This window comes from Aurantimonas manganoxydans SI85-9A1, assembly GCF_000153465.1.
Lineage (GTDB): Bacteria > Pseudomonadota > Alphaproteobacteria > Rhizobiales > Rhizobiaceae > Aurantimonas > Aurantimonas manganoxydans.
The window spans coordinates 1,804,284-1,825,451 of the sequence record NZ_CH672387.1 but is presented as its reverse complement, the minus strand read 5'-3'; the positions used below and the strand labels follow the sequence as shown (position 1 = coordinate 1,825,451).

Here is a 21,168-nt window from a genome sequence, read left to right as displayed (position 1 = left end):
CGCGGCGATCCGTCCCTCAGCGCACTTCCATGCGCAGGGTCTTTTCCACGACCTTGGCAAATTGCTGCAGGCGCCCTTCCGGGCGCTCGCCGACGAGGTCGGCCAGGTGCTGCGGGATCACCAGCGTGAAGCCGCCGCGCGGGTCCTGCGCCCATTTGATCTGGTCGAGGACGCCGGGCATCGAGGCGGTCAGCAGATAGGCCACCCGGAACAGCGAGCCGAGAATGCGCGCCCGGCGCATCAGGCGGTCGTCCACGAGGCGTTCGATCTCCGGCAGGTGCACCTGCTCGAAGCTGCCTTCGTGGCGGTAATAGTTGGTCAGCCCGAGATAGACGCGCCCGCGATGGTCGACCGCCGGGAACGCGGCATGGGCGATGATCGACAGCGACTGCTTGCCGCGATAGTCGGGATGCGCCCGCCAGCCGATGTCGGCGAGAAGGCAGGCGGCCTGCCGCAGCCGTTCCTCCGCCGGCGTCTCGTCGATGCCGAAGGCCTCGAAGGTGCGCCGGCTCCATTCCACCAGTTCCCGGGCATGATCGGGCGAGCGCGAGCGCAGGATCGACAGTTCGCGGGCCGATTCCAGCAGCGGGTCCTTCGCCCGCTCTTCCGGCGACAGCAGCGCGTGCAGATAGCCCTCGCGCACCCCGAGCGCCGACAGGACGATCTTCGACGGCTTCAGGTGCCGGATGATGCTCTTCAGCGTCACCGCGCCATAGGCAAGCAGCGGTCGGCGCGACTTGGAGACCGCGCCGATGCCCGGCAGCTTGTCGGCCGGCGTGCGCACGACCATGTCGAGGAAACCGTCGATGCCGGCGGCATCGATCTCATAGCCGTGCATCACATGCAGGGGATATTTCTCCTGCTCCATGTGCAGCTTGGCGAGGTTGCGCCAGGTGCCGCCGACGGCGAAGAACGGCCGCCCCTCGCCCTTGCCGGCCAGAGCGCAGGCCGACAGATGGCTCTCGGCCACCGCTTGGGCACGCGTCAGATCGCCTTCCGACAGGTCGCGCAGGCGCAGACCGCCCAGCGGCAGGGTCAGCCCGCCCTGAAAGCCGCCTGCGTCGATATCCACCAGTTCCAGGCTGCCGCCGCCGAGATCCCCGCCGATCCCGCTTGGATTGTGGAACCCCGACAGCACGCCCTCGGCCGCGTAGCGGGCCTCGTCCTCGCCCGACAGGATGACGATCTCGCAGCCGATCGCAGCTTCCGCCGCCGCGATGAAGTCCGGCCCGTTCTGGGCCTCGCGGGCAGCGGCCGTCGCGATGGGGTGAATCTCGCGAACATTGGCCTGCGCGGCGAGCCGGCGAAAGCGCGACAGCGCGGCGAGCGCACTGTCGATGGCCTTCGGGTCGAGCCGGTTGGTGCGCGCCAGCCCCTTGCCGAGACCGCTCAGGACCTTCTCGTTGAAGAGCACCGTCAGCGAACGGCAATTGCCTTCGTAGATGACCAGTCGAACCGAGTTCGACCCGATATCGACGACCGCGACCGGCTGACGGTCCTGCAGCCGTCCCTGCGCGATCGGCTCAGTCAAACCGGGAATGTTCTGCCCGCTGTCTTGCAATGAGTTTTGGAGCATCCGTCTTCAGTGCTTTACCGCGCCCCGACAGACTCGGATTTGTCATGAAATAGCGTTGGGCATTGAACGGCTGTTCGCCCGGCGAGGGTACGATATGGCGCGATGTACCGTCCGCGGCTACCGACCAGCTCTGCTGATTGTCCAGAATATTCCCCAGCATGATCTGGGACAGGATCTGACTGTGGACCGTCGGCGTGGAAATCGGCACCAGCGTCTCGACCCGCCGGTCGAGATTGCGCGGCATCATGTCGGCCGAGCCCAGATACACGATCGCCCCCTCCGAGGGCAGCCCCTGGCCGTTGCCGAAGCAGAAAATGCGGCTGTGCTCGAGGAAACGGCCAACGATGGATTTCACCCGGATGTTGTCGGACAGGCCGGTGACGCGCGGCCGCAGGCAGCAAATGCCGCGCACGATGAGATCGATCTCCACGCCCACCTGGCTGGCGCGGTACAGGGCGTCGATGATCGCCGGATCGACCAGCGAGTTCATCTTCATCCAGATCTGCCCGGGACGCCCGGCCTTCGCATGCTCGGCTTCGGCCCGGATCAGGTCGACGATGCGGTTGCGCATCGTCAGCGGCGAGATCGCCAGCTTCTTGACTTCGGTCGGCTCGGCATAGCCGGTGATGTAGTTGAACACGAGTTGCACGTCGTGGGCGATCGCCGGATCCGCCGTGAAGTAGGACAGGTCGGTGTAGATCCGCGCGGTGATCGGGTGGTAGTTGCCCGTGCCGATATGGACGAAGTTGACGAGCTTGCCCTCTTCGCGTCGTACCACCAGCGACAGCTTGGCGTGGGTCTTCTTCTCGATGAAGCCAAACACCACCTGCACGCCGGCCCGTTCCAGGTCGCGCGCCCAGCGGATATTGGCCTCCTCGTCGAAGCGGGCCTTCAGCTCGACCAGCGCCGTCACCGACTTGCCGGATTCGGCCGCGTCGATGAGCGCCCGCACGATCGGGGAATCGTTCGAGGTCCGGTAGAGCGTCTGCTTGATGGCGATGACATTGGGGTCCTGCGCCGCCTGGCGCAAGAACTGCACCACCACGTCGAAGGATTCGTACGGGTGGTGGACGATGATGTCCTTCTCGCGGATCGCGGCGAAGCAGTCGCCGTTGTGTTCGCGAATGCGCTCGGGAAAGCGCGGGATGTAGGGCGTGAACTTCAGGTCGTCGCGCGGCAGCTTGCAGAGCTGCGACACCGAATCGAGCGCCAGCATGCCGTCGAGCACCGAGACGCGGGAATCGGGCACTTCGAGTTCGTTGGCGACGAAGTTGCGAAGCGATTCCGGCATCACCGAATCGAACTCGATGCGGATCACCGAGCCGCGCCGGCGCCGCTTCAGCGCGCTCTCGAACAGCCGCACCAAGTCCTCGGCCTCTTCCTCGACCTCGATATCGGAGTCGCGGATGATCCGGAACGTGCCAGCGCCGCTGACCCTGTAGCCGGGGAAGAGCTTGCCGATGAACAGGGCGACGACGCTTTCCAGCGGCACGAAGCGCGTCATGCCCGCCGCGTTCGGCTCCATCTGGATGAAGCGCTGCAGCGCCACGGGCAGCCGCAGCAGAGCGTTCATCTTCTGCGAATCGCGCTCGCGGACCAGAGCCAGGGCGATCGAGAAGCCGAGATTGGGGATGAAGGGGAACGGATGCGCCGGATCGACCGACAGCGGCGTCAGCACCGGAAAGATCGTCTCGTTGAAATGATTCTCCAGCCAGGCGCGGTCCTCGCGCTTGAGATCGCCGGCGCCGACGATCTGGATACGCTCCTCGCGCAGCGTCTTCACCAGTTCGGCGAGCGAGGCCTGCTGCTCTTCCTGCAGATTGTGAACGTCGACCAGGATCTGGTTGAGCTGTTCCTGCGGCGTCAGCCCGTCGATGCTGCGCACCGAGATCTTCTCGCGCACCTGACCGGCGAGGCCGGCGACACGGACCATGAAGAACTCGTCGAGATTGTCGGCCGAGATCGACAGGAAGCGGACGCGCTCGAGCAGCGGATGCGCCGGATTGAGCGATTCCTCCAGCACCCGGCGATTGAACTGCAGCCAGGAGATCTCGCGATTGACGAAGCGGTCCGCCGGCAGCTCGGTCTCGGCCGCCAGGTTCTGCGCCGCCGTGCGGGCTTCGACCTCGGCCGTCGGGGCCTCGAGGATGACCGAGGCTTCACTGACCCGTGTGTCGGTCGAGACGGCGGCCGGGGCGCCCTCCTCGGGCTTGTACGTGCCGGAGCCGGCATCCGCCTGCTTCGTGCTGGCGGCGACCCGCTGCTCTGTCAGCGCGGACTTTGCCGGGGCCTTCGCAGGCCTGCGGCGGATCGGCGTGCGCGCCAGATCCTTCGCCTCGCCATTGCCGGACGCGGTATTTTCAACGGGCGCCGCCGCGGCGGATGCCCTGGTATTGCTCCGCGAGGTCGCCGTACGGCGCCGCGGTGCGCGCGGCTTGCGTTCCGGTCGGGGCGGTGTGGTGTCGTCCATGCAAACTCCTCCGTCGCCGCCGGTTAGCGGCCGGATGCGACAGTCGCATGACGCATCGCGGCGGTGCCGCGGTCAAGCACCCGTTTGAGCAATCGCGTGCCGATCCGCTCGCGCGTCGCCAGCGCTTCCCGGTCGATCTCGGCCACCAGGAAACCCGCCGCATCGAGCGAGCGCTCCATGCGCTGCACGAGATAGTTCACCGCCCGCGGCGACACGGCGATCTGGCGATCAGCGAAGAGCTTGATCAACACGCCGGTCAGCAGCGGGTCATCGGGCGCGCCGAGCTCGGCGATGGTCGCCGCGGCGAGGCGCGAGCGCAGATCCGCCGTCGCGACATTCATCGCCTGCGGCATCACCCGCGACGTCAACAGAAGGCTGCCGCCGCCCAGCCGGGCCGCATTGACGAGGCCGAACAGCTCGCGCTCCGACAGGGCCGTCCGGTCGGCATCGTCGACCACCACGCGAAAATCGTCTGCCGCAAGGCTCGCCTCGGTCGCGTCGGGCCGCGCCACCGTCGCCCCTGCCCGTTCGCTCCACGCATTGGCCAGATGGGTCTTGCCCGATCCGGGCGGCCCGACGATCAGAAGCACCGAATGCCGCCACTGCGGCCAGGAATCGATCGCCTCCACGGCGAGCCGGTTCGATGGCGACATGATCAGGTCCTCGCGGGCGAGCGAGGCCGCATGCGGCAGTTCGAGCGGGATCTGGGTCGGCATCGCGATCGCGTCCTACTCGCCCGCCTCGCCGCGCGGCACGGTGCCGACGGCGGGCGGCGCCGATTGCGTCTCGATCTGCACGGCGGGTCGCTGCGGCTGCGTGCGGCCGTAATACATCTCGCTCTGCAGATATTGCGACAGGGCAAAGCGCACCAGCACTCCGACCGCGGCGGCGGCCGGAACGGCAATCAGCAGGCCGACGAAGCCGAACAGGGCGCCGAAGGCAAACAGGGCGAACATCAGCCAGACCGGATGCAGGCCGACCGACGCCCCGACGAGCTTGGGCTGCAGGATGTTGCCCTCGAAGAACTGGCCGACGAAGAACACCACCGCGACCATCAGGATCGAAACCCAGTCCGGCCAGAACTGCACCAGCGCCACGCCCAGCGCCAGGATGAGGCCGATCGCCGAGCCGACATAGGGAATGAACGAGATCAACCCGGCGAACAGGCCGATCAGCAGTCCGAAATTCAATCCTGTGAGCGTCAGGCCGACGCCATAGATCGTGCCGAGGATCAGGCAGACGCTGCCCTGCCCGCGCACGAAACCGGCCACCGACCGGTCGATCTCCCGCGCCAGCCGCCGGACCGTGTCGACATGCTGGCGCGGCGTCCACGCATCGATCTTGTCGACCATCCGGTCCCAGTCGAGCAACAGGTAGAAGGCAACCACCGGTGCGACGATGAACAGCGAGACGAAATTGACGACGGCGAGCGACGACGACCACAGGCCGCCGAGGAAGCTTGTGACGATGCCGGTGCCTTCGCTGGCGAACTGGGCGAAGTCCTGCTTGAAGTTCATCTCCTCCCCGGTGAACAGGAAGGCCAGCGGGCCGCTGCGGGCCGAGACCGCAATCGCCTGCAGGCGATCGAGATAATCGGGGATGCGCTCGACGAAGCTGGCGATCTGCGAACCGACCACGGGCACGACGACGAGGATCGCCGCGGCGAAGAACAAGACGAACAGGATCAGGATGACGATGGTCGCCATCAGCCGCGAGAAGCCGCGCCGCTCGAACCAGTCGGCGACCGGATCGAGGAAATAGGCGATCACCATGCCGACCAGGAACGGCAGGAGGATTCCGGAGAACACCCACAGCAGGAGAATGGAGACCAGCGCCGCCACGCTCCAGAACAGGACCTGCCGCCGGATCAGCGCGCTTCGATCGGTCATTGGGGGTCGCCTCTGCGGTCGGACGGATCGTCGTTGGGGTTCATGTGTCGAAGCCAATCAACGAGATAGGCGGCGGCCGACACACCGGTCAAGACCACGGTGACCGCCACCAGAAATTCGATTTCTCCGGTCAGCGACAGGCCGAAGGCCGGCTCGCCGAGCGCCACGCCGGCCAGCACGATCTGCGACACGGTATTGAGCTTGGAGACGAGCAGCGGCCGCACCGTAACCGGCCGCCTCATGACGTAGGACAGGAGCACCGCGGCGACGATCAGGAGGTCGCGGCTGACCACCGCGATCGCCAGCCAGCCCGGCAAGCGCTCGAGCAGCGCCAGGCCGACGAAGACCGAGACCAGCAGCACCTTGTCGGCGATGGGGTCGAGATAGAGGCCAAGTTCGGATTGCTGGTTCCAGCGGCGCGCAATCACGCCGTCGACCGCGTCCGAGAGGCCGGCCACGACGAAGATCGCGAAGGCCAGCGTCCAGTCGCGTTCGATCAGCGCCCAGACCAGCACCGGCACGCCGCAAAGGCGGGCAATCGTGATGACGTTCGGCAGGGTCAGCGGGTGCCCGGGGCCGTGTTTTGGTCCATCGCCGGTCATTGTCGTACCATGGCGACAATCCTTAGCATTGGAAGCCGGGTCTTGCTCACAGCCGGCGATCATGTCAACTCGACCAAAACGGTGCGGGGACCATGGCCGAAACGACTCCACTGACCTATCGCGACGCCGGCGTCGACATCGACGCGGGCAACGATCTCGTGCAACGCATCAAGCCGCATGTGCGCTCCACGGCGCGGCGCGGCGCCGATGGCGAGATCGGCGGGTTTGGCGGCCTGTTCGACCTGAAGGCCGCCGGCTTTGTCGATCCGCTGCTGGTCGCCGCCAATGACGGCGTCGGCACCAAGCTCCGGATCGCCATCGAGACAGGGCTGCACGACACGATCGGCGTCGACCTCGTTGCCATGTGCGTCAACGATCTCGTCGTGCAGGGCGCCGAACCGCTCTTCTTCCTTGACTATTACGCCACCGGGAAGCTCGATCCGAGCGAGGGCGAGGCCATCGTCAAGGGCATCGCCGAGGGCTGCCGGCAGGCCGGTTGCGCGCTGATCGGCGGCGAGACCGCCGAGATGCCGGGGCTCTACGCCGACAAGGACTACGATCTGGCCGGCTTCGCCGTCGGCGCGGTCGAGCGCGACCGCCTCCTGCCGGCCGGCAATATCGAGTCCGGCGACATGATCCTCGGCCTCACCTCGTCCGGCGTCCATTCCAACGGCTACTCGCTGGTCCGCCGCATCGTCGAGCGCTCCGGGATCGCCTATTCCGATCTGGCGCCCTTCGATGCCGACCGCAGCCTCGGCGAGACGCTGATCGCGCCGACCCGCATCTATGTGAAGCCGCTGCTCGCCGCCTTCGCCGAAACCCGTGGCATCAAGGCCCTCGCTCACATCACCGGTGGCGGCTTCGTGGAAAACATTCCGCGCGTCCTGCCCGACACGATGCGCGCCGACATCGACCTCTTCGCGGTTCCCGTGCCGCCGGTCTTCGGCTGGCTCGCCCAGGCGGGTGGCGTGGCCGAAGCCGAGATGCTGCGCACCTTCAACTGCGGCATCGGGATGATCGTGGTGGTCTCCGACGCGGACGCCGCGGCCGTCAGCGCCATTCTCCAGAGCGCTGGCGAGACGGTCGTGCCGCTCGGCCGCATCCGCCCGCGCCAGGACGCCGCGGTGACCTTCAACGGCGCACTGGCGCTGGCATGAACGCGGTGCGGCGCAAGAAGATCGCGGTCCTCATTTCGGGCCGCGGCTCGAACATGAGTGCGCTGATCGCCGCCTGCATGGACCCGGGCTATCCCGGCCAGATCGCCGGCGTCGTGTCGAACCGGCCGGATGCGCCCGGGCTCGACACCGCGCGGCGCTACGACATCCCCGCCGTCGCCATCGACCAGACCGCCTATGCGGACCGGGCCGCCCACGAGGCGGCGCTGATCCGGGCGCTCGACGAGATGGCGCCGGACGTGGTGTGCCTGGCCGGCTACATGCGGCTGCTGTCGGCCGATTTCGTCCGACGCTTCGAGGGCCGGCTGATCAACATCCACCCGTCCCTGCTGCCCCTGTTTCCGGGCCTCGACACCCACAAGCGCGCCATCAATGCCGGCATGCGCATCCATGGCTGCACGGTGCATTTCGTCACCGACCGCATGGACGAAGGCCCGATCATAGCGCAGGCGGCCATCGCCCTCGTGCCGGGCGACACGCCGGAAACCGTCGCCGAGCGGCTGTTGCGGGCCGAACACCGGCTTTACCCGCACGCCCTGAGGCTGGTTCTGGACGGCGCGGTGCGCATGTCCAACGGACGCGCCATCGTCAAGCCGGCGCCGCCGGTGGAAGACGAGACCATGCGCCTCGGCGATGGCGACCCGATCCTCGTGTCGCCGGATGCCCGCCGCAACGGCTGATCCGGAGCGATGCAACGCCGTGCCGATGACCGCCTGACCCGGCTTGCGCCGGGCATGCTCGTTGCGATCGGCGCTCCGCGGTGCCATATGCGCCGTGAAGGACGACCTTCCTTTCCTCCCATCATATCGCCGGGACGACCCGGCACAGGACAAGCAGGGTCGCCATGCGCTCAACTCCCGATCGTATCCGTCATGCCGTCAGCTTCGAGATCGTCGGGCTGGCCCTCGTCACCCCGGCCGGGGCATGGCTCTTCCACTTACCCTTCGCCGATATCGGCGTCGTCACGGTCATCGGCGCGACCATCGCGACGCTGTGGAACTACGTCTACAATCTGGGCTTCGACCATCTGATGCAGCGCGTGCGGGGCACCACCCGCAAGACGCCGCTGATCCGGGTCGTCCATGCGATCGTGTTCGAGGCCTGCCTGCTCGCCTTCCTGCTGCCCGTGATCGCGCTGTATCTGGAGATCGGCATCGTGCAGGCGTTCGTGATGGATGCGAGCTTCGCGGCGTTCTATGCGGTCTACGCCTTCGCCTTCAACTGGGCCTATGACCGGATCTTTCCGCTTCCCGAATGGCGGGAAGCGGCGGCCGAAGGCTGAGAGCCGCGGACCGCGTGGCCTGAGCTATGCACCGTCACAAATACTGCACAGGCAGGAACACTTCGGCTCACGTCTTGTTCGCAAGAATGTGATCGCTGTTTACTTTTCTTTTCCGTCTTCCGCCACAGCGCACGGCTCACCATTCGAGCGCTTTATTTCCTCATCACACATCAGTGATGAATTCCCGGCTGGCGAATACGCAGGTGTGGCAGAGCGGGCATAGGCGAACCAAGTACAACGCCGCATAAGCATGGACATCAACAAACGAGGAATTCCATGCGCACCTACCTTCTCTCGATCCTGACGGCCTCCACCGCCCTGACCTTCGCGTCCTACGCCCAGGCCGCCGACGTGATCTACGAAGAGCCGATGGCTCCGGCCCCGATGGAGATCAGCCCGGTTGCGTCCGGCTGGACCGGCATCTATCTCGGCGTCCAGGGCGGCGGCGCGTTCAACCCGCAGGATCCCGATAATGTCGACCTGCGCACCAACGGCTTCGCCTTCGGCGGCTCGGCCGTGCAGACCGCCTTCGGCTCGAACTTCGACTCGAATGTCGACTCCAGCTTCCTCGGCGGTGCGCATATCGGTTACGACTACCAGATGGACAGCGTCGTCTTCGGTGTCCTCGCCGACATCAACGCCATCGACCTCACCCGCTCGTCCAACGCCGATTCGAATGCGCCTGCCTATTACCGGACCGACCGCGAGCTGAACTATCTGGGCACCGTGCGCGCCCGCGTCGGCTATCTGGTGACCCCGGACGCCCTCGCCTATGTCACCGGTGGTCTGGCCTATGGCGACGTCGACTATTCGTTCTCGACGAACTCCCCGGCCGTGACCGGCGCGACGCCGGCCGTCGTTTCCGAGGACGAGGACAGCTTCGGCTACACCGTCGGCGGCGGCATGGAGGTGAAGTTCACCGACAACATGTCCTTCGGTGCCGAGTATCTCTACACCAACCTCGGTGGTTCGGGTTACACGCGCCTGAACGGCGGCCCGGCATTCTCCGGTGGCGTCGGCGGCTCGACCGATTTCGTCGTCGACGACGATTTCGACTTCCACACCGTGACCGCCAAGGTCTCCTACAAGTTCAACTGATTTCGGCGGACCGTCCGGTCCGTACGAACAGGAAGGCCGGCGCTCTTCGCGCCGGCTTTTTTGTGTTCAGGCCAAACCTGCGGCTTCGAGAGCGCGCGAACCGCCCGCCCTTTCAGCACCTTACGGGCGCGAGCGGACTCTGATTCAGAACCTCAGCTTCACCGCCCAAGCGACTGAAGACGGCCTGAGACCCCGACCTCGACGCCACACGACGACCCGGCCGGCTATGCCCGTGCCGTGCGCAGCCAGACCCGGTTGTCGTGGAACGCTGCGCCGCCGAAGGGGGCAACAGGATCGGCTCCCGTCAGGACGTTGATGCCCTCGCCGTCGAGAAAGTCCGCGTTGGCCCACAGGCCCTCGTGGATCAGCACCCCGGGTTTGACCGTATCGCTGACCTTGACCGGCAGCCGGACGCTGCCACGGCTGTTGCCGATGGTGACGATCTCGCCGTCGCCGAGGCTCTCGCGCAGCGCATCCTCGGGATGGACGAGTAGTTCCGGCGCCCCCTCGCGCGAACGCGATCCGCGGGTTTCCGCGAAGGTCGAGTTGAGGAACTGCCGCGCCGGCGAGGTCGCCAGCCGGTAGGGATGCGCGTCGTCCACGGTTTCGATCAGCGTGACATGGTCGGGAAACTCCGGCAGACCGGCGACCGGCCCCTGCGGCCCCATGCTGTCCGGGGGCCGGTTCGGTGCCTGCCCCCCGGTCCAGTCCGGCTTGAAGCGGAACTTGCCGTCCGGCCAGGCATAGCCGTTCAGGAAATGCGCCTCCTCGAAGGGCGGCTGCCGGTCGATCCAGCGCTCGCGCTGCAGGCCTTCGAACCCCTCCGTATCGCCCGCTGCCTTCAGCATGTTGTCGATCAGCGTGCGCTCGTCGAGGCCGAAGCCCGGATGGTCGGCGACGCCGAGGCGCTTGGCCAGTTCCTCGATGACGAAATGGTTGGTGCGCACCGTCTCCGGCGGATCGACCAGCTTGGGCCCGAGAACGATGTGGTTCTGCCCGCCGCCGCGATAGATATCGTCATGCTCCAGGAACATCGTCGCCGGCAGCACCAGGTCGGCGATCTGCGCCGTATCGGTCATGAACTGCTCGTGGACGCAGGTGAAGAGATCGTTCCTCAGCAAGCCCTGCCGCACCAACCGCTGCTCAGGGCAGACATTGGCGGGATTGGTGTTTTGGATCAGCATGGCTGCAACCGGCGGACCGCCGGCGAGCGCGTCGGCGTCGCCGGTCAGGACGGCGCCGATGCGCGACTGGTCGAGATAGCGGATCGACGGGTCGCGATCGGCAGCCCCCATGATCTCGGACTTGTCGAGGCCGAAGATGTCGGAGTTGGAGTGGAACGCCCCGCCCCCTTCGTGGCGCCAGTGGCCGTAGACGGCCGGCACCGACATGGCGGCGTGCATCGCCACCGCGCCGTTGCGCTGGCGGGTGAAGCCGTAGCCGAGGCGGAAATAGCTGCGCGGTGTCCGCCCGACCAGCGCGGCAAAGGCTTCGATGTCGGCGACGTCGAGGCCGGTGATCGCGGCCGCCCATTCCGGCGTCCGTGTGGCCAGATGCGCCTCCAGCCCGGCCGGATCGTCGGTGTAGCGAGCGAGATAATCCCGGTCCGCCGTGCCGTCCCGGAACGCGATGTGCATCAGCGCGCAGGCGACCGCCGCGTCGGTCCCCGGCCGCAGCTTCAGGGCCATGTCGGCCTGCTTCATCGTGGCGTTGTCGTAGATGTCGATGACGACGATCTTCGCGCCGCGCTCCTTGCGGGCCTTGGCAGCGTGGGTCATCACATTGACCTGGGTGGCGACCGCATTGGTGCCCCAGATGACGATGCAGTCCGACTTCGACAATTCGCGCGGATCGGCGCCGCGCATGGCACCGGCACCGACGAACCAGCCGGTCCAGGCCATGTTGGTGCAGATCGAATCGAACTGGCCGGAATAGCGCTTGGCATGGCGCAGCCGGTGAATGCCGTCGCGCTGCACCAGCCCCATCGTGCCGGCATACTGGTAGGGCCAGACCGCCTCCGTTCCGTGCCTCGCCTCGGCCTTCACGAACTGCTCGGCGACGAGGTCGAGCGCGTCGTCCCAGGCAATCTCGCGCCAGCCGCCCTCGCCCTTCGCGCCGACCCGCTGCCGCGGCGTTATCAGCCGGTCGGGATGATGGATTCGCTCGGCATAGCGCGCGACCTTGGCGCAGATGACGCCGGCCGTGTAGTCGTTCGCCGCCGCCCCGCGCACCCGGCCGATCGTCCGGTTCTCGAGGATCTCGACGTCGAGCGCGCAGGTGGAAGGGCAATCATGCGGACAGGCGGAATGCCCGATGGCGACGGGAAGCGGTTTGTTCATGGCGCGACGATACCGCAACTCCCGGACGCGCCCCAATTCATTTTTGCGATCAAGACCATCGACCCCGGCGATCGGCTGACCCCATACGCAAGGAAGGGCCGGACCCGACGGCCCGACCCTTCTCCTGTCTAGATTGGCTGCGTCGTGTTCGACTTCGACTACGCCGCCTTGGCCAGTCGCGAACGCTCGTCCTCGCTCAATGCCGGGTAGTCGATATACCCCTTCTCGTCGCCGCCATACATCGTCGCCTGGTCCCATTCGGCCAGCGACGCGTCGAGCTTCAGCCGCTCGACGAGATCCGGGTTGGAGATGAACGGCCGGCCGAAGCAGGCGAGATCGGTCTCGCCATTTGCCACGCGCTCGATCGCCATCGTCCGGTCATAGGCGTTGTTGCCCATGTAGAGACCGTCGAACTTGTCCTTCAGCGACCAGGCCTTGAACTCCTGCGGATCGCGGGCCCCGCCGGTCTCGCCCTCGACGACGTGGAGATAGACCAGCTTGCGCTTCGCCAGCTCCTCCACATAGCGGCTGAACAGCGGCTCGGGATCGCTGTCGGTCAGGTCGTTGGCCGGGCTGACCGGCGAGATGCGGATGCCGACGCGCTCCGGGCCCCAGACGCCGACCACGGCATCCACGACCGCGAGCGGGAACCGGATGCGGTTCTCGATGGAGCCGCCATATTCGTCGGTGCGCTGGTTGGCGCCGTCACGCAGGAACTGGTCGAGAAGATAGCCATTCGCCGAATGCACCTCGACGCCGTCGAAACCGGCGGCCTTGGCGTTCTCGGCCGCCTTGACGTAGTCGGCGACGACACGCGGCAACTCGTCCTTGTCCAGCGCCCGCGGCGCCGGAATGTCCTTGAAGCCGTCGACCGTGAAGGCCTTCATGTCGGGCTTGACCGCCGAGGGCGCCACCGGCAGCGCGCCGCCCGGCTGCAGGTCGGGGTGCGAGATGCGGCCGACATGCCAGAGCTGCAGGAACATCTTGCCGCCCTTCGCGTGGACGGCATCGGTCACCTTCGTCCAGTCCGCCACATGGCGGTCGGTGAAGATGCCCGGCGTATAGGCGTACCCGCGGGCTTCCGCCGAGATGTTCGTCGCCTCGGTGATGATCAGGCCGGCACCGGCCCGCTGGCTGTAATATTCGACATGGATGTCGCGCAGATCGCCGGCGTCGGTGGCGCGGCTTCGGGTCAGCGGCGCCATGACGACGCGATTGGCCAGATGGGTGGGGCCGAGATCGAGCGGCTCGAACAGTTTCTCGTCAGCCATTGCGGTGTCCTCTTCCGGATGCAAAGACGGCCGGCATGTGCCGGCGTTGCCGCGAGAGATGGGGACTTGCCGCAGCGCGGTAAGGCGGATGAACACAGCGTTCGCCAGCTGCGATCCGGCATCGCCCCACGCCGCTGGAGAGTGTTCGCGCGCGGGCACCTGCACCGAAGGAACACGACGTCCGATGAACTATCGCCATGCCTATCACGCGGGCAATTTCGCCGACGTGGTCAAGCACGCCCTGCTGACCCGGCTGATCGCCTATCTGAAGCGCAAGGAGAAGCCGTTCCGCGTCTTCGACACCCATGCGGGCCGCGGCAGCTATTCGCTCACATCGGACGAAGCGCGGCGGACCGGCGAGCATGCGGATGGCGTCGGCCGGCTGGTCCAGGCCGCGGCCGACGTCATGGACGATCCGCTCCTGGCCGAATACCGCGGGGCGCTGGCCTCCGATCTCTCCGAAGACCGCTATCCCGGCTCGCCGCTCATCGCGCGGCGCCTGCTGCGTCCGCAGGACCGCCTTTCCGCCTATGAGCTGCATCCCGCCGATGCCGCGGCGCTGAAGACGCTCTTTGCCGGCGACGTCCAGACCAAGGCGATCGCCCTCGACGGCTGGCTGGCGCTCGGCTCCCACGTGCCGCCAAAGGAGAAGCGTGGCCTCGTCCTGATCGACCCGCCCTTCGAGCGCACCGACGAGGTCGACGCCATCGCTGAAGGCCTCGCCAAGGCACTGCAGCGCTGGGCCGGCGGAATCTATGCCGTCTGGTATCCACTGAAGCGCCCGGCCCTTGTTGCCGCCCTGCACGAGCGTCTTGATGCCCTGCCCGTCAGCGAGCGCGTGACGGCGGAATTCTTCCGCGAGCCCTATACGGCCGACGAACGCTTCGTCGGCACCGGCCTGACCGTCATCAACCCGCCCTTCGTCTTCGCCGCCGAGGCCGAAGCGGTGCTGACGACCCTCGCGCCGCTGCTGGGAAGCGGCGAGGCGGCAACATTTTCGGTTTTTACGTCGTCGTCGCCGCACCCGTGAGGTCGCCCGCGGCGTTTTCGTGCTACCGAAACCCAAACGGATCCGACGTGGAAGGCTGTCCCATGTATCGTGCCATCGCTGCCGCCCTTGCCCTGTTCGTCGCCGGTGTGGCGGCCCTGCCCGCCCAGGCGGCCGATCTGCGCTACGGCGAGCCTGCCCCCTTGCGCGCCGCGCTGGTCCCGGCCTGCGACGATGCCGACGTCCTCGGGCAGGTCGAGGACCAGTTCGAATACGGCGCGCCGACCATGGTCGGCGTGAAGCTGGAGATCCTCGAATTCAGCGGCATGTTCGAGAAGGCCTATTTCCCGCAGCGCGCCGACGAACCGCTGCCCGCAGCGCCGATCGAGCGCCGCTACTGCCAGGCGACCGCCCTTCTGTCCGACCATGTCAGCCGCACCGTCTACTACGTCATCGAGCATCCGATGGGCTTCGCGGCAGCCGGCGAATATCTCGGCGGCTTCTCGCCGGTGGCGTCCTGGCGGGCCGAGGGCTGCGTTCTGGGTCTCGACGAGTGGCACGTCTATGGTGCCAATTGCGAATCGCTGCGCCGCTTCCCGGAGGAGGGACGCACCGGGTATGGCTACGTCTCCAAATAGGATCGTCGAACAGCATGCGTCTCTATTATTCCGCCCCCTCCCCCTTTGCCGCCAAGGTCCGCATGGCCGCCAGCCATTGCGGCATCGCCATCGAGACCGTGCCGGTCGACACCACCGCCGAGCCCGATGAGCTGATCACGGCCAATCCGCTCGGCAAGATCCCCGTGCTGGTCATGGACGACGGCGCCACGGTCTATGACAGCCGTGTGATCTGCGCCCTGTTCGACCGCCTGAGCGGCAACCAGATGGTGCCGCAGGCGATCGAGCCGTGGCGCATCGCCGCCACCGTCGAGGCGACGGCCGACGGCATCGTCGATGCCCTGATCCTGTCGGTCTACGAGGTCCGCTACCGGCCCGAGGACAAGCGTCACCAGCCTTGGGTGGACAAGCAGCTGCGCAAAGCCGACCGCGGCCTGGCAACGCTCGAACAGCAGATCCTGGAGCTTCCCGAAAACCTGACCATCGGCCATTTCGCCGTCGCGGCGCTGCTCGGCTGGGCCACCATGCGCTTCCCGGGCAAGATCGAGGGCGAAAGGCCGCAGCTGGCGGCTTGGCTGCAGCGCTTCGAGCAGCAGTTCCCGGCCTATGCCGATCTCAAGCCGTCTATGCCGGCGAGCTGATTCCGACCGGGCCGGCCGCTAGAATTTCAGCGCGATGCCGGCCCGGATCGAATGCTCGTCGAAGCCCGACGACACACTGGTATTGCCGAGATCGTAGGTCTCGCTGCCGAAATCCGAATAGCGATATTCGAGGCGCGTCGTCACATCGTCGCTGACGCGCGCTTCGACGCCGGCGCCGAGCGTATAGCCGATGCTTGTCTGGCTGTCGGAAAAGCCGTTGAGCGAGAGCTCGTTGCGCGCCGCGGCCAAGCCGCCGGTCGCGAACACCAGAAACGGATCGACCGCGACGCCGACGCGGGCCCGGAACGAGCCGAAGATGTTGCTGTCGGCATCGAGCTGCGCGCCGGTGGCCGCATTGGTGCCGCTCGCATCGACGTCGGAGCCGCCGAGATCGGCTTCCAGACCGAAGACGAACTGATCCGCCTGCCAGTTGTAGCCGGTGTAGACGCCGCCGACGAAGCCGTCGCCGTCGAAGCTCGCGCCGGTGGACTGGTCGAAATTCGAGGTGTTGTAGCCGACAAACGCGCCCGCATACGCTCCCGACCAGACATAGACCGGCGTCGACGGGGCAATCGGGGCCGCAACCGGCGGCTGCGGCTCTTCATAGATCACGTCGGCTGCGCGCGCGGCAGGCACCAGGGCAACGGCCGCAGCGGTTCCGACCGCGAGACTGCGAAGCAGGTTCAGCATGCGCCTTCTCCTTCCGACCCCGCCGGCAAATGTCCCGGCTGGCGATCGTGGCGCCTGCGGGCCCGTTCGGGGCGAGGCACCACATGGCTCTCAATCCGATGTGGGGATCGTTCCAAAAGGAAACAGCCGACATCGCGAATGGCTGCATCGTTTCGGCACGTTTTCCGGCGATAGTTGCCGAATCGCGACACCTGCCATGATGCGCTGTCGCCGGATGCGCGGAAGTGATCGCCACCCCCTGCATTCTCGCCGGTGCGGAATCATATAGAAGGGGCGAACCGCACCGGCATCCCCTTGGCCGACGCATGGCGGACCCTGATTATAGATATCCGGAAGCGGCGCCAAGCCCCTCTCCGGCCAGGATAAAATGATCGACGAGCCTGAAGAGACAGACGACGATTTGATCGACGGCGCTGAGTCCGACCCGTTGGACGAGGGCAGCGACGCTCCCGACGGCAGGGCCGCCGCGGCGAGTGCCGCGCTGCTGGCCTCGATCGACTGGGACGATGCCGGTCAGCAGCTGGCGCGCGACCTCACCGGGGCCGAGCTCATTGCCGCGCTCGCCAAGCGTCTGCCGAACCAGCCGGGCGTCTATCGCATGTTCGGCAAGGACGGCGACGTCCTCTATGTCGGCAAGGCCCGCTCGCTGAAGAAGCGCGTCGCCAATTACACGCGGCTGGGCGGCCACACCCAGCGCATCGCGCGGATGATCCGCGAGACGCGGCAGATGGAATTCGTGACGACGCGCACGGAAACCGAGGCGCTGCTGCTCGAGGCGAACCTCATCAAGCGCCTGCGCCCGCGCTACAACGTGCTGCTGCGCGACGACAAATCCTTCCCCTACATCCTGGTGAGCGAGGATCACGAGGCGCCGGCGATCATGAAGCATCGCGGTGCCCGTTCGCGAAAGGGCAGCTATTTCGGCCCCTTCGCCTCGGCCGGGGCGGTCGGGCGCACGATCAATTCGCTGCAGCGCGCTTTCCTGCTGCGCACCTGCACGGATTCGGTCTACGAAAGCCGCACCCGGCCCTGCCTGCTGCACCAGATCAAGCGCTGTTCGGCGCCCTGCACCGGCGAGATTTCGATCGCCGACTATGATGGCCTCGTGCGTGAGGCCAAGGCGTTCCTGTCCGGCCGCTCCAACCAGATCAAGAATGGCATGTCGGCGGCCATGCAGGAGGCCTCCGACGACCTCGATTTCGAGCGCGCCGCGATCTACCGCGACCGTCTCGCGGCCCTCTCCCACGTCCAGAGCCATCAGGGCATCAACCCGACCGGGATCGAGGAGGCCGACGTCTTCGCCATCCACCAGGAAGGCGGCATGACCTGCATCCAGGTGTTCTTCTTCCGCACCGGCCAGAACTGGGGCAACCGCGCCTATTTCCCGAAGGCCGATTCCTCGCTGGAGCCGAGCGAGGTGCTCGGCGCATTCCTTGCCCAGTTCTACGACGACAAGCCGGTGCCGCGCCTCGTCCTGCTGCCGCTGATGGTCGACGACGGCCCGCTTCTGGCCGAAGCGCTGAGCCTGAAGGCCTCGCACCGGGTGCAGATCGGCGTACCGGCACGCGGCCTGAAGCGCGACCTCGTCGACCATGCCACGGCCAATGCCCGCGAGGCGCTGGGACGCCGGCTGGCCGAGACCTCGTCGCAGGCGCGGCTCCTCAAGGGCGTCGCCGAAACCTTCGGACTGGCGCGCACGCCGCGTCGGATCGAGGTCTACGACAACTCCCACATCATGGGCACCGCCGCCGTCGGCGGCATGATCGTCGCCGGCCCGCAGGGCTTCGCCAAGAATCACTACCGCAAGTTCAATATCCGCGGCGACGACATCACGCCCGGCGACGATTTCGGCATGATGAAGGAGGTCATGCGCCGGCGCTTCTCGCGGCTGATCAAGGAGCACGGCGACGTCCCGCTGTCTGCCCAGACCGAAGACGAGGAGGATCCGCAGGACGCCCTGTCCGACTCGTCCATGCCCGCCTGGCCGGACCTCGTCCTGATCGACGGCGGCAAGGGGCAGATCTCCGCGGTCCGCGAAATTCTCGACGAGCTCGGCATCGCCGACCGGGTCACCACGATCGGCGTCGCCAAGGGCGTCGACCGAGATGCCGGCCGCGAGCGCTTCGTCACCGGCGAGCGCGAGCCCTTCTCGCTGCCGCCGCGCGATCCGGTGCTGTACTTCCTGCAGCGGCTGCGTGACGAGGCACACCGCTTCGCCATCGGCACCCATCGGGCACGGCGCAAGAAGGAGCTGGTGAAGAATCCGCTCGACGAGATCGGCGGCATCGGCCCGTCGCGCAAGCGCGCCCTGCTCCACCATTTCGGGACGGCCAAGGCCGTGTCGCGGGCCGCCCTCAGCGATCTGCGCGAAGTCGAGGGCATCTCGGCGGCCATGGCGAAATCGATCTACGACCACTTCCACGAGCGTGGATGAACTGACCGTCATGTGTCATGCGGACAATGGCGGTTGACGAAAGCCCGGCTTGCGGGCTTGTACTGACACGCACAGCCGAAGCGGACTTTCCATGGCATCTCGCGCCTACAGCCTACCCAATCTCCTCACATATGCGCGCATCGTCTGCGTGCCGCTCGTCGTCCTCTGCTTCTTCCTGGAAGGGACGCTGCGAAGCCCTGACTATGCGCGCTGGTCGGCGCTGATCATCTTCCTGGCAGCCAGTGTCACCGATTTCCTCGACGGCTATCTGGCGCGCGCCTGGCAGCAGACCTCGACCATCGGCCGCATGCTGGACCCGATCGCCGACAAGCTGCTCGTCGCCGCGGCACTGCTGCTGCTGGCGGCCGACGGCACCATCGCCGGCTGGAGCCTGTGGGCGGCCATCGTGATCCTGTGCCGCGAGATCCTCGTCTCGGGCCTGCGCGAATATCTGGCGGAACTGAAGGTCTCGGTGCCGGTCACCCAGCTCGCCAAATGGAAGACGACCATCCAGATGGTGTCGATCGGCTTCCTGCTTGCCGGGCCCGCGGCCGACGGTATCTACCCCCTCGCCACCGAGACCGGGATCCTGCTCTTGTGGATCTCGGCGATCGTGACGCTCTACACCGGCTACGACTATTTCCGCGCCGGTCTGAAGCACATCGCGGACTGACCACGGCCGGGGCCGCATCGCGGTCACTCGCGCCTGGCAACCCGATGTCCATTGCAGGAGGTTCTCCCATGAAACTCGCCTATTTCGCATGGGTGCGCGAACGCATCGGCGTCTCCGACGAAGAGGTCGAACTGCCGGCGGGAATCGTCACGGTCGCTGATCTCCTGACCTGGCTGAAGGGGCGCGGCGAGACCTACGCGGCAGCGCTTCAGTCGCCGGAATTCATCCGCGTCGCCATCGATCAGGAACATGCGGACCATTCCGAACCCGTCGCCGGTGCCCGTGAGATCGCGCTGTTCCCGCCGATGACCGGGGGCTGAGAATGGCTGAGGGAACCGCCGTCCCGGCCTCGTCCGCCGACATCGCGCCGGTGGTCCGGATCCAGGCGGAGAACATCGACATCGCCGCCGAGATCGCGGCCATGACCGGCGGCGCCGCCGTCGGCGGCCTCGTCACCTTCTCGGGCTATTGCCGTGACGAAGGCGGCCGCCTCGCCGCGCTGGAACTCGAACATTACCCCGGCATGGCCGAACGCGAGATCGCGCGGATCGCCCGCGAGACCCTGGCGCGCTGGCCGCTGTTCGGTTGCCGTGCGATCCACCGCTACGGCCGCGTTGCGCCCGGCGAGGAGATCGTGTTCGTCGCCTGCTCCTCCGCCCATCGTCAGGCCGCCTTCGAGGCCGCGTCCTATCTGATGGACTTCCTGAAGACCCAGGCGCCCTTTTGGAAGCGCGAGCATCTGGTTGACGGCAGCACCGGCGGCTGGGTCGAGGCGAAGGACACCGACGATGCCGCAACCGATCGCTGGCACCGGATCTGACGCCCGAAACGCGCGTATCCTGCCCTGAAACGAAAAAAGGGAGGCCATCGGCCTCCCTTCTTCGTTCAGTCACCTGAAACGCCGGCGATCAGCCGACGATTTCGGTCTCGGAGAACCAGTAGGCGATCTCCTGCGCAGCCGTCTCCGGCGCGTCGGAGCCGTGCACCGAGTTCTCACCGATCGACAGGGCGAAGGCCTTGCGGATGGTGCCCTCGGCGGCGTCGGCCGGGTTGGTGGCGCCCATGATTTCGCGGTTGCGCGCGATGGCGTTCTCGCCCTGTAGCACCTGGACGACCGTCGGGCCCGACGACATCGACTCGACGAGTTCGCCGAAGAACGGGCGCTCCTTGTGGACGGCGTAGAAGCCCTCGGCCTCGCGGCGGCTCATCCACACGCGGCGCGACGCCACGACCGTCAGGCCGGCCTCTTCCAGCATGGCGGTGATCGCGCCAGTCACGTTGCGACGGGTCGCGTCGGGTTTGATCATAGAGAACGTGCGTTCGACCGCCATGTCCTAGTCCTTTTCGATTGGATCGGGGAAAGTGGGCGACCTATAGCGACGCGCCTTGGCCGGAGCAAGGCGTTGCAGCGCACCCGTCCCGT

20 protein-coding genes are annotated in these 21,168 nt (G+C 66.7%); 11 read left to right on the top strand and 9 right to left on the bottom strand.

The features are described from left to right. Window positions 1-16 precede the first annotated feature (16 nt). The 5 genes from SI859A1_RS08635 to SI859A1_RS08615 are packed head-to-tail and all read right to left on the bottom strand — an operon-like array spanning window position 17 to window position 6,537. On the bottom strand, window positions 17-1,531 hold the full coding sequence (locus tag SI859A1_RS08635; RefSeq protein ID WP_009209414.1) for a Ppx/GppA family phosphatase: 1,515 nt from the start codon (window positions 1,529-1,531) through the stop codon (window positions 17-19). Further along, on the bottom strand, window positions 1,524-4,046 hold the full coding sequence (locus SI859A1_RS08630) for an RNA degradosome polyphosphate kinase (RefSeq protein ID WP_009209413.1): 2,523 nt from the start codon (window positions 4,044-4,046) through the stop codon (window positions 1,524-1,526). Before SI859A1_RS08630 ends, SI859A1_RS08635 begins: the two co-directional genes overlap by 8 nt. 23 nt (window positions 4,047-4,069) lie before the next feature. Further along, window positions 4,070-4,762: an AAA family ATPase gene (locus SI859A1_RS08625; protein ID WP_009209412.1), complete on the bottom strand. Its 693-nt coding sequence runs from the start codon at window positions 4,760-4,762 to the stop codon at window positions 4,070-4,072. A gap of 12 nt (window positions 4,763-4,774) precedes the next feature. Then, the gene (locus tag SI859A1_RS08620) at window positions 4,775-5,935 is read right to left on the bottom strand and encodes an AI-2E family transporter (RefSeq protein WP_009209411.1); all 1,161 of its coding nucleotides are present in this window, start codon (window positions 5,933-5,935) and stop codon (window positions 4,775-4,777) included. Beyond that, window positions 5,932-6,537, bottom strand: a complete 606-nt coding sequence (locus tag SI859A1_RS08615) for a CDP-alcohol phosphatidyltransferase family protein (protein WP_009209410.1) — start codon at window positions 6,535-6,537, stop codon at window positions 5,932-5,934. The genes SI859A1_RS08620 and SI859A1_RS08615 overlap by 4 nt, the downstream gene beginning before the upstream one ends. Before the next feature lie 92 nt (window positions 6,538-6,629). On the opposite strand from SI859A1_RS08615, the gene purM reads away from it, so the two are divergent. From purM to SI859A1_RS08595, 4 genes are all read left to right on the top strand, one after another. Continuing rightward, entirely contained in the window at window positions 6,630-7,694 is a 1,065-nt protein-coding gene (gene purM, locus SI859A1_RS08610) for a phosphoribosylformylglycinamidine cyclo-ligase (protein WP_009209409.1), read from the top strand. Next, on the top strand, window positions 7,691-8,392 hold the full coding sequence (gene purN, locus SI859A1_RS08605) for a phosphoribosylglycinamide formyltransferase (protein WP_009209408.1): 702 nt from the start codon (window positions 7,691-7,693) through the stop codon (window positions 8,390-8,392). The genes purM and purN overlap by 4 nt, the downstream gene beginning before the upstream one ends. A gap of 164 nt (window positions 8,393-8,556) precedes the next feature. Beyond that, the gene (locus SI859A1_RS08600) at window positions 8,557-8,994 is read left to right on the top strand and encodes a PACE efflux transporter (RefSeq protein WP_009209407.1); all 438 of its coding nucleotides are present in this window, start codon (window positions 8,557-8,559) and stop codon (window positions 8,992-8,994) included. Window positions 8,995-9,270: 276 nt separating this feature from the next. After that, window positions 9,271-10,092 carry an outer membrane protein gene (locus tag SI859A1_RS08595; protein WP_009209406.1) on the top strand — a complete coding sequence of 274 codons (822 nt, stop codon included), beginning with the start codon at window positions 9,271-9,273 and terminating at the stop codon, window positions 10,090-10,092. Window positions 10,093-10,316: 224 nt separating this feature from the next. Here the strand turns inward: SI859A1_RS08595 and SI859A1_RS08590 are convergent, their stop codons facing one another. Then, complete coding sequence (locus SI859A1_RS08590; RefSeq protein ID WP_009209405.1) at window positions 10,317-12,431, bottom strand: molybdopterin oxidoreductase family protein; 2,115 nt, start codon at window positions 12,429-12,431, stop codon at window positions 10,317-10,319. Window positions 12,432-12,589: 158 nt separating this feature from the next. After that, window positions 12,590-13,702, bottom strand: a complete 1,113-nt coding sequence (locus SI859A1_RS08585) for an alkene reductase (protein ID WP_009209404.1) — start codon at window positions 13,700-13,702, stop codon at window positions 12,590-12,592. Window positions 13,703-13,886: 184 nt separating this feature from the next. Here SI859A1_RS08585 and SI859A1_RS08580 point away from each other — a divergent pair, with 184 nt between their 5' ends. The 3 genes from SI859A1_RS08580 to SI859A1_RS08570 all read left to right on the top strand — a co-directional run bounded on the left by SI859A1_RS08580 (window position 13,887) and on the right by SI859A1_RS08570 (window position 15,948). After that, window positions 13,887-14,732, top strand: a complete 846-nt coding sequence (locus SI859A1_RS08580; RefSeq protein WP_009209403.1) for a 23S rRNA (adenine(2030)-N(6))-methyltransferase RlmJ — start codon at window positions 13,887-13,889, stop codon at window positions 14,730-14,732. A gap of 62 nt (window positions 14,733-14,794) precedes the next feature. Beyond that, window positions 14,795-15,328 (top strand): hypothetical protein, encoded by a 534-nt coding sequence (locus SI859A1_RS08575; RefSeq protein ID WP_050767487.1) that lies wholly within the window; start codon window positions 14,795-14,797, stop codon window positions 15,326-15,328. 14 nt (window positions 15,329-15,342) lie between these two features. Continuing rightward, window positions 15,343-15,948, top strand: coding sequence for a glutathione S-transferase (locus tag SI859A1_RS08570; protein WP_009209402.1), 606 nt, complete (start codon window positions 15,343-15,345; stop codon window positions 15,946-15,948). 18 nt (window positions 15,949-15,966) lie between these two features. Here SI859A1_RS08570 and SI859A1_RS08565 read toward each other — a convergent pair whose 3' ends face one another. Then, a complete protein-coding gene (locus SI859A1_RS08565) occupies window positions 15,967-16,638 on the bottom strand; it encodes an outer membrane protein (protein ID WP_009209401.1) in 672 nt (223 codons plus the stop codon). A gap of 367 nt (window positions 16,639-17,005) precedes the next feature. On the opposite strand from SI859A1_RS08565, the gene uvrC reads away from it, so the two are divergent. The 4 genes from uvrC to SI859A1_RS08545 all read left to right on the top strand — a co-directional run bounded on the left by uvrC (window position 17,006) and on the right by SI859A1_RS08545 (window position 20,565). Then, window positions 17,006-19,072 (top strand): excinuclease ABC subunit UvrC, encoded by a 2,067-nt coding sequence (gene uvrC / locus SI859A1_RS08560; protein WP_009209400.1) that lies wholly within the window; start codon window positions 17,006-17,008, stop codon window positions 19,070-19,072. 91 nt (window positions 19,073-19,163) lie between these two features. Further along, complete coding sequence (gene pgsA / locus SI859A1_RS08555) at window positions 19,164-19,745, top strand: CDP-diacylglycerol--glycerol-3-phosphate 3-phosphatidyltransferase (protein ID WP_009209399.1); 582 nt, start codon at window positions 19,164-19,166, stop codon at window positions 19,743-19,745. Between the two features lie 68 nt (window positions 19,746-19,813). Then, entirely contained in the window at window positions 19,814-20,065 is a 252-nt protein-coding gene (moaD, locus tag SI859A1_RS08550) for a molybdopterin converting factor subunit 1 (RefSeq protein ID WP_040325587.1), read from the top strand. A gap of 2 nt (window positions 20,066-20,067) precedes the next feature. Next, window positions 20,068-20,565 (top strand): molybdenum cofactor biosynthesis protein MoaE, encoded by a 498-nt coding sequence (locus tag SI859A1_RS08545; RefSeq protein WP_050767486.1) that lies wholly within the window; start codon window positions 20,068-20,070, stop codon window positions 20,563-20,565. Between the two features lie 88 nt (window positions 20,566-20,653). Here SI859A1_RS08545 and ndk read toward each other — a convergent pair whose 3' ends face one another. Beyond that, on the bottom strand, window positions 20,654-21,076 hold the full coding sequence (gene ndk / locus SI859A1_RS08540) for a nucleoside-diphosphate kinase (RefSeq protein WP_009209396.1): 423 nt from the start codon (window positions 21,074-21,076) through the stop codon (window positions 20,654-20,656). Window positions 21,077-21,168 lie beyond the last annotated feature (92 nt).